This is a genomic window from Niveispirillum sp., from assembly GCF_052437035.1.
In the GTDB taxonomy this organism is placed as follows: Bacteria; Pseudomonadota; Alphaproteobacteria; order Azospirillales; family Azospirillaceae; genus Niveispirillum.
Map to the genome: position 1 here is coordinate 567,580 of NZ_JBQVOH010000002.1, position 13,484 is coordinate 581,063.

The 13,484-nt window shown below is 61.9% G+C and carries 13 protein-coding genes and 1 other RNA gene; 7 read left to right on the forward strand and 7 right to left on the reverse strand.

The window, feature by feature from the left end; all coding sequences use genetic code 11:
- Positions 1-17 precede the first annotated feature (17 nt).
- On the forward strand, positions 18-1,391 hold the full coding sequence (locus ACT6Q8_RS07705; RefSeq protein ID WP_444734803.1) for an aspartate aminotransferase family protein: 1,374 nt from the start codon (positions 18-20) through the stop codon (positions 1,389-1,391).
- A 98-nt stretch (positions 1,392-1,489) separates the two neighbouring features.
- Here ACT6Q8_RS07705 and ACT6Q8_RS07710 read toward each other — a convergent pair whose 3' ends face one another.
- Together ACT6Q8_RS07710 and gap are read right to left on the reverse strand one after the other, a co-directional pair.
- Positions 1,490-1,720 (reverse strand): DUF3126 family protein, encoded by a 231-nt coding sequence (locus tag ACT6Q8_RS07710; protein ID WP_082372584.1) that lies wholly within the window; start codon positions 1,718-1,720, stop codon positions 1,490-1,492.
- Positions 1,721-1,861: 141 nt separating this feature from the next.
- Positions 1,862-2,872, reverse strand: a complete 1,011-nt coding sequence (gene gap, locus ACT6Q8_RS07715) for a type I glyceraldehyde-3-phosphate dehydrogenase (protein ID WP_054169667.1) — start codon at positions 2,870-2,872, stop codon at positions 1,862-1,864.
- Positions 2,873-3,268: 396 nt separating this feature from the next.
- Here gap and ACT6Q8_RS07720 point away from each other — a divergent pair, with 396 nt between their 5' ends.
- Positions 3,269-4,336, forward strand: coding sequence for a tetratricopeptide repeat protein (locus ACT6Q8_RS07720; RefSeq protein WP_444734804.1), 1,068 nt, complete (start codon positions 3,269-3,271; stop codon positions 4,334-4,336).
- A gap of 70 nt (positions 4,337-4,406) precedes the next feature.
- On the opposite strand, the gene tkt is transcribed toward ACT6Q8_RS07720, so the two are convergent.
- Positions 4,407-6,395, reverse strand: coding sequence for a transketolase (gene tkt, locus ACT6Q8_RS07725; protein WP_444734805.1), 1,989 nt, complete (start codon positions 6,393-6,395; stop codon positions 4,407-4,409).
- A gap of 352 nt (positions 6,396-6,747) precedes the next feature.
- On the opposite strand from tkt, the gene ACT6Q8_RS07730 reads away from it, so the two are divergent.
- The 5 genes from ACT6Q8_RS07730 to ACT6Q8_RS07750 all read left to right on the forward strand — a co-directional run bounded on the left by ACT6Q8_RS07730 (position 6,748) and on the right by ACT6Q8_RS07750 (position 9,142).
- Positions 6,748-7,002, forward strand: coding sequence for a hypothetical protein (locus tag ACT6Q8_RS07730; protein ID WP_156344781.1), 255 nt, complete (start codon positions 6,748-6,750; stop codon positions 7,000-7,002).
- A 2-nt stretch (positions 7,003-7,004) separates the two neighbouring features.
- Positions 7,005-7,361, forward strand: a complete 357-nt coding sequence (locus tag ACT6Q8_RS07735; RefSeq protein ID WP_054169664.1) for a cell division protein ZapA — start codon at positions 7,005-7,007, stop codon at positions 7,359-7,361.
- A 13-nt stretch (positions 7,362-7,374) separates the two neighbouring features.
- A non-coding RNA gene (ssrS, locus tag ACT6Q8_RS07740) (6S RNA) lies at positions 7,375-7,533 on the forward strand.
- Between the two features lie 146 nt (positions 7,534-7,679).
- Positions 7,680-8,279 (forward strand): 5-formyltetrahydrofolate cyclo-ligase, encoded by a 600-nt coding sequence (locus tag ACT6Q8_RS07745; protein ID WP_054169663.1) that lies wholly within the window; start codon positions 7,680-7,682, stop codon positions 8,277-8,279.
- A gap of 17 nt (positions 8,280-8,296) precedes the next feature.
- On the forward strand, positions 8,297-9,142 hold the full coding sequence (locus ACT6Q8_RS07750) for a TIGR00282 family metallophosphoesterase (RefSeq protein WP_054169662.1): 846 nt from the start codon (positions 8,297-8,299) through the stop codon (positions 9,140-9,142).
- Between the two features lie 10 nt (positions 9,143-9,152).
- Here the strand turns inward: ACT6Q8_RS07750 and ACT6Q8_RS07755 are convergent, their stop codons facing one another.
- The 4 genes from ACT6Q8_RS07755 to trpE form a co-directional block, all read right to left on the reverse strand.
- Positions 9,153-9,926 carry a hypothetical protein gene (locus ACT6Q8_RS07755; protein ID WP_054169661.1) on the reverse strand — a complete coding sequence of 258 codons (774 nt, stop codon included), beginning with the start codon at positions 9,924-9,926 and terminating at the stop codon, positions 9,153-9,155.
- Between the two features lie 89 nt (positions 9,927-10,015).
- The gene (locus tag ACT6Q8_RS07760; RefSeq protein WP_444734806.1) at positions 10,016-10,822 is read right to left on the reverse strand and encodes a hypothetical protein; all 807 of its coding nucleotides are present in this window, start codon (positions 10,820-10,822) and stop codon (positions 10,016-10,018) included.
- Between the two features lie 178 nt (positions 10,823-11,000).
- Positions 11,001-11,978, reverse strand: coding sequence for a formyltransferase family protein (locus tag ACT6Q8_RS07765; RefSeq protein ID WP_444734807.1), 978 nt, complete (start codon positions 11,976-11,978; stop codon positions 11,001-11,003).
- A complete protein-coding gene (gene trpE / locus ACT6Q8_RS07770; RefSeq protein ID WP_444734808.1) occupies positions 11,971-13,482 on the reverse strand; it encodes an anthranilate synthase component I in 1,512 nt (503 codons plus the stop codon). Before trpE ends, ACT6Q8_RS07765 begins: the two co-directional genes overlap by 8 nt.
- Between the last annotated feature and the right edge of the window lie 2 nt (positions 13,483-13,484).

A 13,484-nucleotide genomic window follows, 5' to 3' on the forward strand; every position in this document is an offset into this window, starting at 1 on the left:
CTGGGGAGGGACGACTTGTGTCCACCATCGATACCGACGCGTTGAAGCGCCTTTCGGGTGCCCATCACTGGCATCCGTTCACCGACCATCAGGAACTGGCCGCCCTGGGCGGGCCGCGCATCATCACCCATGCCGAGGGGGTGTGGCTGACCGACAGTACGGGTGCCCGCATCCTGGATGCCATGGCCGGGCTGTGGTGCGTCAATGTCGGCTATGGCCGGCGGGAACTGGCCGATGCCGCCTATCGTCAGCTGACCGATCTCAGCTTCTATCACGGCTTCTTCAAGACCACGACGGAGCCGACGGTGCGGCTGGCCGCCAAGCTGGCGGAACTGACTCCGCCGGGCCTGAACCGCGCCTTCTTCGCTAATTCCGGGTCGGAGGCCAATGATACCATCGTGCGCATGGCCCGCCATTACTGGGCGCTGGAGGGCAAGCCGGAAAAGCGCGTCTTCATCGGGCGCGAACATGGCTATCACGGCACCACCATGGCCGCGACCTCGCTGAACGGCATGAAGGTGATGCATGAACAGGGCGGCCTGCCGCTGCCCGGCTTCACCCATGTCATGGCGCCCTACCCGTTCGAAGGGCAGGGGGAGATGAGCGCGGAGGCGTTCGGGCGGCTGGCGGCCCGCGCGGTCGAAGAGAAAATCCTGGAGATCGGGCCGGAGAACGTTGCCGCCTTCATCGGGGAGCCGGTGCAGGGGGCTGGCGGCGTGATCATCCCACCCGACAGCTACTGGCCGGAGATCAACCGCATCTGCAAGGAGCACGACATCCTGCTGATCGCGGATGAGGTGATCTGCGGCTTTGGCCGTCTGGGCCATTGGTTCGGCAGCCAGCGGTACGGCATCAAGCCGGATTTCATGACCTTGGCCAAGGGCATCACGTCCGGCTACGTGCCGCTCTCCGCCGTTATGGTCGGCGACCGGGTGGCGGAGACCTTGATCAATGAAGGTGGGGAGTTCTACCACGGCTTCACCTATTCCGGTCACCCCGTGGCCTGCGCTGTGGCGCTGGCCAATCTGGAGGTGATCGAGCGGGAAGGGCTGGTGGACCGCGCGCGAACGGAGATCGGGCCGTACTTGCGCGAAAAGCTGGAGGAGGCTTTGGTCGGTCACCCAATCGTGGGTGAAATCCGCTCCGAAGGCATGATCGGCGCCATTGAGATTGTAAAGGACCGCCGGACGCGGGAGCGGTTCCCTGGCGGCGGCAAGGTCGGCCTGATGGCGCGCGACCATTGTTTTCACAATAACCTGATCATGCGGGGCATCCGCGACAGTCTGGTCTACGCCCCCGCCCTCACCATGATGAAGGAGGAGGCGGATGAGGTGGCGCGGCTGGCCAAGCTGGCGCTGGACCTCACGGCCAAGGATCTGGGTGTGATGTAAACGGGATGTCGCATGCGGGCTTCGTCCTTATGCGACCTACGACGGCATACGTTTTCGTAGGTCGCATAAGCGCAAGCGCATGCGACAAAACACGGGCCTTACTTCTTCGCCGGTGCGATGTTCGGCAGATCTTCCGACAGGATCGTCATGTTGAAGGCGTAGGACACGTCGCCATCATCCTCGTCGCGGTAGAGGGTGCCGATGAATTCCTCCCCGATGGTCACTTCGACCGGCTGGCCCTTCTTGGCTGGCGGGTTCACGGTGATCTTGTCGTTGCCGAAGTTCTTGCGCAGATAGGTCTGAAGCCGCGCGATTTCATTGGGGGTCATGTCCATCCGCCCTTTCTTGTGGCTGTGGTTTGCAGGTTTCACAAAATGCCAGGGGCGCCGCTCCCGCCGGAACGGCGCCCCTGTTGTCGATCCGGCCAGCGATCAGGATAACCAGATCGCTGGCAAAGACCAGTCGGGAAATCAGCCCGCGTTCGCCATGGCAATGACGGTGTCGCCCATGCGGTTGGAGAAGCCCCATTCATTGTCGTACCAGGTCAGGATACGCACGAAGTTGCCTTCCATGACCTTCGTCTCATTCAGAGCGAAGATTGAGCTGTGGCTGTCATGGTTGAAGTCGGTGGAAACCAGCGGCTCGGCATAGGCGCCGAGGATGCCCTTCAGCGGGCCAGAGGCGGCGGCGTCCTTGATCAGCTGATTGACTTCTTCGACGGTCGTGTTGCGCTTGGCCACGAACTTGAAATCGACGACCGACACGTTCGGGGTCGGCACGCGCAGCGACGTACCGTCCAGCTTGCCCTTCAGTTCCGGCAGAACCTTGCCCACGGCCTTGGCCGCACCGGTGCTGGTCGGGATGATGTTCAGGGCGGCAGCACGGGCGCGGTGCAGATCCTTGTGGAACGTGTCCACGGTGTTCTGGTCGCCGGTATAGCTGTGAATGGTGGTCATGAAGCCATGGGCGATGCCGATGCCCTGGTTCAGGACATGGGCGACGGGCGCCAGGCAGTTGGTGGTGCAGGACGCGTTCGACACGATCTTGTGATCGGCCGTCAGCTTGTCATGGTTCACGCCATAGACGACCGTCAGGTCTTCATCCGTTGCCGGGGCCGAGATCAGCACCTTCTTGGCGCCGGCGGTCAGGTGCTTGGACGCGGCGTCGCGGCTGGTGAAGATGCCGGAGCATTCGAGCGCGATGTCCACACCCAGCTCACCCCAGGGCAGCTGGGCCGGGTCGCGCTGCTGCACGGAGCGGATCGTGTGACCATTGACGACCAGATTGCCGTCTACAACCTCGACCGTGCCGGGGAAGCGGCCATGGACGCTGTCATACTTCAGCAGGTGGGCGTTGGAATTGGCGTCGGCCAGATCGTTGATGGCGACGACCACGATATCCTTGCGGCCGCTTTCGATGAGCGCGCGCAGAACCAGACGGCCAATACGCCCGAACCCGTTGATCGCAACTTTGACAGCCATGCTTTCCTCCGATTGAACGACGCCCGCGCCGGCTCTGGCGCGGGGGCCGATGGGCCGCGTGACGACCCATGTTCCAAAGCCGAATTAACCCTTGAACCCCCCGCATACAAGGGCGCAACCGTCCCTTCCGCCATGCGTGAAGCGCACGGGTTGCAGCTTAGTTTTTTTGCAGGAAGGGCGCAATTCAGGTAACGGCGTTACCTGAATGACTCTTTGCCGGGATGGTTTATGCAGTAAAGTCAGCTATTGAAATGGCAGATTAGCGTCAACGGGCGTTTGTAACAATACTCATCCCTCAGATTTGGCAGGAGTTGGCGCGTTCCAGATCGCGCTTGATGCCCCCTGGGAAAAATGAAAACCTGCAAAAATTTAGTCTGTCTTGTGGGGAGGGCGAATATGGTTGCGGATGTTTTTGCAAGTGCAATAAAATTGCATATCGAAGGGCAATTTTTCGAGGCTGCACAAAAATACCAAGTTGTCATTGAGCGGTATCCGCATCACAGCGGTGCGCTTAATAATTTGGGGTTAATTCTGGGTTACAGGGATGGCCTTGAGTTCTTTCGTCGTGCCGTGCAAGCTAATGTCGCTGATGCAAATATCCGGAATAATTTTGAGAAATCAATAATTGAGAACATTGGCCCTGAGGCTGGCATCGCTGGTAGTGTTATTCAGGATTTGAAGATTCTGAATATCAAGAAATCATCGGCTCTGGTCAATAGGGATGGAATATTTAATCTTGTCATTGGTTCTTCGCATGGCGATCATGCGTTTGACTCGATCAGGGCGAAAGGGTCCGTAAATTTATGTTATACTTCACAGGATATGTTTCATACGGCGTGTGTTTATGATTGGGGTGCGCGGCATCTGTCGAAGCTAAGAACTGTCGTTATTTTCTATTCTGTTTTTTCTTCTTACTTTCTTTTGCAGAAATCAGAAGACCGCTGGCGGGTTGCGCCCATAAAGGAAGTTTTTGATATAGATTATAAATATTACGATGAAAAAATAGACGCAATAAGTCCAATTATTTCCAATTGGTCATCCGGATACCTAACGCCGAACGATCAGTTCGGGTTCACGCAGCAATATGGCAATGGCCGATACTTCAATAACGAATATGGCGTAGAGCGCCGCGCGGAAAATCATTTCACGAGTAAGCGGACTGCAGGTCAGGCGCTGCATTTAGTGCGGATATTGCTGCAAGCCCGTGAAATGGGGCATCGTGTTCTCGTCGTGATTCCGCCATGCCGGCATGATTTAAGGGCCGTTCTACACGACAAGAACCGCTATTTTCAGGAGCTTCATTGGGTTCGTGAGCAGTTCAAGCTTGTCGGAAATTTCGACATTGTCGATTTCTACGACGACCCGTTTTTCCAATATGAACATTTCGGTGATTTCGATCACCTTGACCCACAGGGCGAAGGATGCCGCTATCTGACTGACATGGTGATGTCGCGTATTGGCTGAAGTGATGCTTATAAAGTGCGAACGGCGCCGGATTGGAAAATCCGGCGCCGTTGCGAATTAAGTGTGTTGTTTACAGCCGCTCCTTCGCCGCCTTCACGATGGCATCCGCCGTGATGCCGAAATGCGCATACAGTTCCTGGTAGGGCGCGCTTTCGCCGAAGCCGGGCATGCCGATGAACACGCCCTTTTCGCCGATCCAGCGATCCCAGCCGAAACGGACCATGGCTTCCACGCCGATGCGCAGACCATCGCCCAGCACGGCCTTCTGATAGGCCTCCGGCTGTTCAGCGAACAGTTCCCAGGACGGCATGGAGACCAGGGCCGTGGGGATGCCCTCGGCCTCCAGCTTTTCGCGCGCGTTGAAGGCGATCTCCACCTCCGACCCGGTGGCCAGCAGGGTGACCTTGCGGGGGCCGGTCGCCTCGCGCAGGACATAGGCGCCCTTGGCGGACAGGTTCTCGTCCGTGTGCTCCACGCGCATTGTCGCCAGGTTCTGGCGGGTCAGGGCCAGGACGCTGGGCCGGGTCTTGGCATCCAGCGCGATTTCCCAGGCTTCCGCCGCTTCCACGGCGTCGGCGGGGCGCAGGACCAGCAGGTTGGGGATGCAGCGCAGGGCGGGGATATGTTCCACCGGCTGGTGCGTCGGGCCGTCTTCGCCCAGACCGATGCTGTCATGGGTCATGACATGGATGACCCGCTGCTTCATCAGCGCGCCCAGGCGGATGGCCGGGCGGCTATAGTCGGAGAAAGCCAGGAAGGTGCCGGAATAGGGGATGATGCCGCCATGCAGGGCCATGCCGTTCATGATGGCGGCCATGCCATGCTCACGCACGCCGTAATGGACGTAGCGGCCATCCCAGCTGTTCTTCTGCACGGCCTTGGACAGGGCCTTGACGCGGGTATTGTTGGACCCGGTCAGGTCGGCGGAACCGCCCATCATTTCCGGCATCAGCGGGACGATGACGTCCAGCGTGTTGCCCGACGACTGGCGGGTGGCGATCTTCGGGCGGGATTCCGACACGGCCTTCTTATGGGCGTGCAGGGCGGCGCGCGCCTCTGCCGACAGGTCGCCGGCGATGGCGGCCTTGAAGGCCAGACGGTTGGGCGAACGCGCCAGACGCTTAACCCAGGCATCGACGGCCACATGGCCACGGTCACCGAAATGGCGCCACGCATGCAGGATGGCGTCGGGGATCTCGAACGGCGCATGCGGCCAGTTCAGGGCCTTGCGCGCGCCTTCGATCTCGGCGGCGCCCAGCGGGCTGCCATGGCTGCCGGCGGTGTTGGCCTTGGTCGGCGCGCCATAGCCGATGGTGGTGCGGCAGGCGATCAGCGACGGCTTGTCCGTCAGCTTGGCCGCGGCAATGGCCTTGGCGACCGCCACCGGATCATGACCGTCAACAGCGGACACGTCCCAGTTATAGGCGGCGTAGCGGGCCTTCACATCCTCGGTGAAGGACAGGTCGGTGGAACCGTCGATGCTGATGCGGTTGTCATCCCACAGCACGATCAGCTTGGACAGGCCCAGATGGCCGGCCAGCGAGCAGGCTTCGTGGCTGATGCCTTCCTGCAGGTCGCCGTCGCCGGCGATGACATAGGTCGTGTGATCGACCAGATCGTCGCCAAAGCGGGCGTTCAGGATGCGCTCGGCCATGGCGAAGCCGACGGCGGTGGAGATGCCCTGACCGAGCGGGCCGGTGGTCATCTCGATGCCGCGCGCCATGCCGAATTCCGGGTGGCCGGCGGTCTTCGCGCCCATCTGACGGAACCGCTTGATCTCGTCCAGCGTGATGTCTTCATACCCGGTCAGGTACATCAGGCTGTATTGCAGCATCGAGCCGTGGCCCGCCGACAGGATGAACCGGTCGCGGTCGGCCCAGTCGGGGCGCTTCGGATCGAACTTCAAAAACTGCGTGAACAGGACGGTCGCGACGTCGGCCATGCCCATCGGCATGCCGGGATGTCCGGACTTGGCGGCTTCCACCGCGTCCATGGACAGGGCGCGGATGGCGTTGGCGAGATCGGCGTGGGACACGCCAGCGGTCAGATCGGACGACATTGCGCGAAGGGCCTTTCATGCGGGGCGCCGGCCTTTGGGTCTGGCCGGACATTGCTCTAACAAAGCGCTGTACTTGGTGCTGTGTCGCAACAGGACGGACGGGCGGCGGCAACCGTCCCGGTCCGACGGCCAATACCCCCCGAATGGTGGCCGCAAATTGGCCAAAAGCATCGGGGGGGTCAAGCGACAGCCAAGCATGGCGGATGCCCGGCCATGGGGGTGGTCCAAAAGGCGGATTCCAGCGTTTTTCGCGGTGCGAATGTTGACGTAGGGGGAGGGCGGCCCCTAAGGTCTGTCGTCTGTGCCGTATATGGTGCCGGCATCCGTCCACCCGCCCTGAATGAGCCCCGCCTTGGACAGCCTCACCGCCGCGCTGGAGCGCCTGGATAAGTCCATCGGCCTGCTGGACCGCGCCCTGACGCGCCGGCTGGAACGGCTGGATGCAGGTGCCGGAACGGCTGGCTGGTTGGCGGAAAAGCTGCGGCTGGAGGCGGAACTGGCGGCCGCACGCCATGGCGAACGTCAGGCACAGGAACAGGCCCGCGTCATGAAGGTTCGCCTGGACGCGGCGATTTCACGCCTGCAGGGCGTGCTTGAGGAAGGTTGATCATGCGTCGCGTCGATTTCACCCTGAATGGCCGCAACCACTCGCTGAGCTGCGAGGATGGGCAGGAACAGCGCCTGCTGGAACTGGCCGCCTATGTCGATGCCCGTATGCAGGAACTGACGGGCGGTGCGGCGGGTCATGAGGTGCAGAACCTGATCGCCACCTGCATTGTGCTGGCGGATGAGTTGATGGAGGCACGGGCCGAGGTCAAGTCGCTGCGCGCCGGCCATGCCCCGGCCCCCATTGTGCACCAACCGGCCCCGGCAACAGCCCCGGCGGATGAGGCAAAAGTGGTCGCCGCCGTCGATACGCTGGCAAAACGCATCGAAGACATTGCAGCGCGGCTTGAACGCGCCTAAATAGGATACAGGAAGGTGGCTGCCTGGTGCGTCAGGTCGCTTTATCCCCGGGGCCGATAATCATTCCTCGAGGGGGCTGTCCCTACCGGCGCCGTGGTGCCGGCATATGGCTCCCACCTGTTTGCACAGGTCACGAGGGATAGCATTCACCAACGGCCAAGGCGGCCATCTTCCGCTTTTTTGTTCCCTCACGCGCCGGGCGCCGCCATCCGGCGGCTTGGGCTTACGCGGCACGGGCCGCGGGGCGGCAGTCGCCGCCGTATTATCGGTCGACATCCGACCGATGGTATTGTTTTCCACCAGATCGCCGGTTTTACGATGCCAGACCTGGACGTCGATCCAATCGCCCAGGCCAAGCAGGCCGCCCGCGTCCAGGCGCGTGAAGCCCGCGCCCGCGCCCATGCGGCGGCTGGTACCGCTGCGGCGGCTGCCATCGCCACCCATCTCCTGCCGCTGCTGCCGGGCCTGCGCCCCGGTCCCCTGACCATTGCGGGCTATCATCCCAAGGGGGATGAGGTGGATGTGTTGCCCGGCCTGTCGGGACTTGCCGCCGCCGGCCATACTACCGCCTTGCCTGTGGTGATGGGCCGCGCCTGGCCGCTGGTCTTCCGGCTGTGGCGGCCCGGCCATCCGCTGGTGCCCGGTGCCTTCCGCATCATGGAACCGATGGGCGATGCGCCGCTGGCACAGCCCGACATTGTGCTGGTGCCGCTGCTGGCCTTTGACCGGGCGGGTTATCGTCTGGGCTATGGCGGCGGCTTCTATGACCGCACGCTGGAAGTGCTGCGGGCAGAAGCGCCGACCATCGCCGTGGGCATCGGCTATGCGGGGCAGGGGGTGGATAAGCTGCCCATCGACGCCTACGATCAAAAGCTTGACTGGATCGTCACGGAACAGGGCGCCTGGCGCCCGGCGTAAATTCTTCGGGGTATCAGATGCGGTTGCTTTTCCTGGGCGATATTGTGGGGCGCAGCGGGCGGGAGGGCGTGTTGCGCCATCTGCCGGACCTGAAGGCCAGGCTGAAGCCCGACTTTATCGTCGTGAACGGGGAAAACGCCGCCGGCGGCTTCGGCATCACCGAAAAGATCGCGCAGGAACTGTTCGATGCCGGGGTGGATTGCGTGACCCTTGGCAACCATGCCTGGGATCAGAAGGAATTGCTGGGCCAGATTGGCCGCCTGCCGCAACTGGTGCGCCCCATAAACTACCCGGACGGCACGCCGGGTCGCGGCTTCACCATCCTGCCGACCAAGAACGGGCGGCATAAAGTGATGGTGATCAATGCCATGGGCCGCGTCTTCATGGACCCGCTGGATGACCCGTTCCCGCCGGTGGAGAAGGTGCTGAATATCCACCGCCTGGGCGGTGCCCGCATGGGGCCGGCGGGTGTGGATGCCATCATCATGGACATGCATGCCGAGGCCAGCAGCGAGAAGATGATCATGGGCCATGTCCTGGATGGCCGCGTCAGTTTGGTGGTCGGCACGCATTGCCATGTCCCCACCGCCGATCTACAGATCCTGAACGGCGGTACGGCCTATCAGACCGATGCCGGCATGTGCGGTGACTATGACACCGTCATCGGCATGAAGAAGGATGCCGCCATCCACAAGATGCTGCGCAAGACGCCGGGCGAACGCTATTCGCCGGGTGAAAACGACGCAACCGTCAGCGTCTGTGGCGTGTTCGTGGAGACCGATGACCGTACCGGCCTTGCCAAGCGGGCCGAACCCGTGCGGATTGGCGGGCGGCTGGGCCAAAGTCTGCCTGCGGCGGTTTGATAAAGCACCGTCAATTCAGTTTTTCATCATCCCGCAGGGAGAGGACAAGGCGCCGGTCCAGTTGCAAAGTGCGGCTGATGGAGCCGAAATGCTTCTCCTTCAGTCGCGTCAATGTTCCGTTGTCGCGCAAAATCCGTAACCCCTTTTCCAGGGCAGGCCGCAGATCGGCGGCCTGGGGCGAGAGGTAGAATCGGCCCTCGCGTTCGTACCGCAGCAGCAGGCGCTGTTCGGGGACAAGGCCGGGATTGACAGACGCGTCGGCCAGGATGCCCATGGCCGCACGCGGGATATAGTCCACGCCCCGGTTCCCGACCCGCAGCATGTCATAAAGACGGCGAGGGTCCGACACGGGTGTGTTGGTGGGCAGGCTGTTGGCATGCCATAGCGCCAGGTCCACCCAGTCCGGCCCCATACCGGCAACAAGACCGGAGCGGCGCAGGTCTTCCAGGCTCTTGATCCCATCAAACCGGGCCTGATCCTGTGGCCGGATCAACAGGATACGCCGCGAGGCCAGACCGTCCACCAGGGGAAAATCGACTGAAACGAAATCCTGATCATTCTGCGGGCTTTGAATCAGCCACATGATGGTCAGTTCACCGCTTTTCAGCATTTTCTTCATACGCGGGCGCGCAGGATCGGCGATGCCCTCGATTTCCACCTCGTGCCCGACCGCCGCGAACGCACGGGTCAGTACCTCATGGAAATAGACATGGGTGCCGTTCAGGCTCTGCGGTGCGGTGATGCGTGTTGGTGCCGCCTGTGCGGTCAGGATCGCGAAAAGCATCGCCACAGCGAGAAGGGCCAGCCCCGACCATATGGTCTTTGTTCCAGATCGCGGACGGGAGGAGGGGATCGTCAATACCATCGCTCCGGTCACCGGATTGCCGCGCGGTCATCCTGATCGACCAGATCAAGGATGAGACGCTGGTCCAGGGCAAGTTCGGTCTTCAGGTGCCCGTAATGCTTTTGCACCAGCCTATCATACGTCCCATTGTCACGGACCTTCCGCAGGCCGCGCAGCAGCACGGGTGCCAGATGGGCAACCGGCGGTGCCAGATAAAAGATGCTGTCGCGCCGGTAACGCAGCAGCAATCTCTTTTCGATCACCAGTTCGGGGTGGGCCTGGGCATCGGCCATCACTTCCGATACGCCGCGCGGCATATAATCAATGGCGCGGTTGCCTGCCGCCAGCATCTTGAACAGAAGCCGCCAATCCGTAATGTCACCGGACACAGGAAGGCTATTCTGGCGCCAGATATCGACATCCAGCCAATCTTTGCCCATTCCGGCGACCAGACCTAATCGTGCGAAATCCTCCAGCCGGCGGATTTGATCAAAGGCTGCTTGGTCTCCCGGTCTGATCAGCAGGACACGCTGCCCGATCAGGCCACCGGTCAGGGGGAAATCGACGGGTACATACTGCCGGTCGCGCTCCGCCGCCCGCACCATCCACATGACGTCCAGATCACCGTTACGCAGCATCATCTTGTACCGTTCCTTGCCCGGTCCGGCGATGCCTTGCAATTCGATGGGGTAATTCTCGGCCTGAAATGCGGCCTTCAGCACATCATGGAAGAACAGGTGGCTGCCTTCGCGGCTTTCGGCCATGCGCAGGATCGTCGGGTCCGCAGCGGTGGCGGACCCGATCCAGCAGGCGATGGCCAGGGCCAAAGCCAGCATCCTGTTCATCCGCGAAAGCACGCAACGCCGCCTATGAAAAGAGAAACTGGGTCAGATTCTGTAAGTTTACAGTTTCGACTGCGGATTTGGAATATTCGTGGATGCAACGCTCCACCCGGAACTTGGCACCAATGTCATCCCGCCTGACCATGTCGCCATTGTCGGATGATGGCTGGCTTCAAGCGCCGGGTGGAATAAGCATCACCGGACTACCCGGCAGCCGGCACCATTCATCGGAGGGCAGCAGGAATTCGATACGGGTGGCATCTTTGGGAAAGGCCGCCAGGGGGATGCTGAAGCCGCAATACCCATCGCCATGGCCGGCGGCGGCCACATCGCCGCGAAAGCCATTGGCCGGCAGATCACCCAAGGGCCGACCATCCACTTCCACCCGGAGGATGACAGGACCTCGGCCCGGATCATAGGCCCAGCCATGGATGGCATCATTGACGATACCATCAACCCATCCACGGATTCGCCCGCCGGGTTTGTAGATGAGGTCGCCATCATCCTGTTCGAAGGTCAGGATACTGTCCGGCCCTTCATGAAAGGCCCGCCAGCGGCGCTGTCGTTCCTCTGCGTCCATTACCGCAGTGACCCGGGCCAGGGCCAGCACGCTGGCCCGGGTTCGGGCCGTCCCGCGCCAGGAAAGGCCCAGTGCCGGCGGCCAGGGTGCCGTACCCCGCAGGCAGGGGCCAAGGCGCTGCACCAGCCGCAGCAAGGCTGGCCATGTCAACTCATCCAGGCTGCGATGGCCGATGACGGCGGGGATGGGAAATGCCTCAAAGGCCAATATGGGGCCGGCATCCAAGGCCGGTACCATGACATGGGCAGTGACGCCGAAACGCCCCGCACCCTCATAAAGTGCCAGATGGTTTGCCGCCGAACCGGGATAGTCGGGTGGGGCTGCATGGAAATTCACGGCCCCCGCGCGGCATGCTGACAGCAGCGATGCGGGTACCCGTTTGGCGAAACCGGCACTCACCAACCGGACGCTAAATCCATGGTGCCGGACCAGCTCTGTTTGCAGTTGCTCAAGGCTGGTGACAATCGTGGCACCCGGCAGCAACGGGGCCAGCGCAGGGGCCAGTGCCGCCGCCGTGGCCAGGATCAAACGATCCGGCACGGCGGCGGCAAGGCTCCAATCGTCAGCCACGGCTTTCCTGCGCGAAGCGGACAGCCTCCTCAGCAGCCTTGAACAGAGCCTTGGCCTTGTTCACGGTCTCCTGATACTCGGCTTCCGGATCGCTGTCGGCGACCACACCGCCACCGGCCTGCACATGCATGACACCATCCTTCAGGACGGCGGTGCGCAGGGCGATGCAGGTATCCATCGTGCCATTGGCCGCGAAATAGCCGATGCAGCCGCCATAGATGCCACGCCTTGTCTTCTCCAACTCGTCAATGATCTCCATGGCCCGCACCTTGGGCGCGCCCGATACGGTGCCGGCGGGGAAGCCGGCGACCAGCGCCTCGATTGGCGTGAACTTGGGGTTCAGCTTTCCTTCCACGTTCGAAACGATATGCATGACGTGGGAGTAATACTCGATCGTGAACTTTTCCGTTACCGTAACGGTTCCTGTGCGCGATACCCGGCCCACATCATTGCGGCCCAGATCCAGCAGCATCAGATGCTCTGCCAGTTCCTTTGGATCGGACAGCAGGTCTGCCGCCAGTTCCTTATCCTCCGCCGCATCCTTGCCACGGCGGCGTGTGCCGGCGATGGGGCGGATGGTGACGGTGTCGTCACGCAGGCGCACCAGGATTTCCGGGCTTGACCCGACAACCGACAGGCCGCCGAAATCCAGGAAGAACAGGAAGGGCGATGGGTTCAGGCGACGCAGCGCGCGATACAGCGCGAAGGGCGGCAGGGTGAAGGGCACGGAGAAACGCTGGCTGGGCACCACCTGGAAGATATCGCCGGCGCGGATATACTCCTTCGCCTTCTCCACGATCCCATAATATTCCTGCCGCGCCGTATTCGACTCCGGTGCCGGAAGGGCCGTCAGGTCCAGGGTCGTTTCATAGGCGGCGGGCACCGGTCCTTGCAGATCGGCTACCGATTCCGCCAACCGGGCTTTGGCCTCGTCCAACGCCTGATCCGCCGACACACCGGCCTGCGGGCGGACCGGCGTGATGACCGTCACGACATTTTCGATCCCGTCAAAAACCGCCATGACGGTCGGCCGGATCATGATGCTGTCTTCGATATCCAGGTTGTTGGGGTTGCTGTCGGGCAGCTTCTCCATCAACCGGACCATGTCATAGCCCAAATAACCGAACAGGCCCGCCGACATGGGCGGCAGCTCCGCCGGCAGATCGATGCGGCTTTCGTCCAGCAGCGCCGTCAGGGCCTTCAACGGGTCTTCGGCGCAAGGGACGAAGCTGTCGGGGTCAACCGCCGCGTTGCGGTTGATCTCCGCCCTCGTGCCCCGGCAGCGCCAGATCAGGTCGGGCTTCAGGCCGATGATGGAGTAACGCCCGCGCACTGAACCACCGGTGACCGATTCCAGCAGGAAAGCGTTGGGACGCCCGCGCACCAGCTTCAGCATGGCGGAAACGGGGGTGTCCAGATCGCTGACCAGCCGGGTCCAGAGCACCTGCGCCGCTCCGCTGTCATAGGTGCGGATGAAGGTGCTGTCGTCCGGAAGGGTGCGCACGG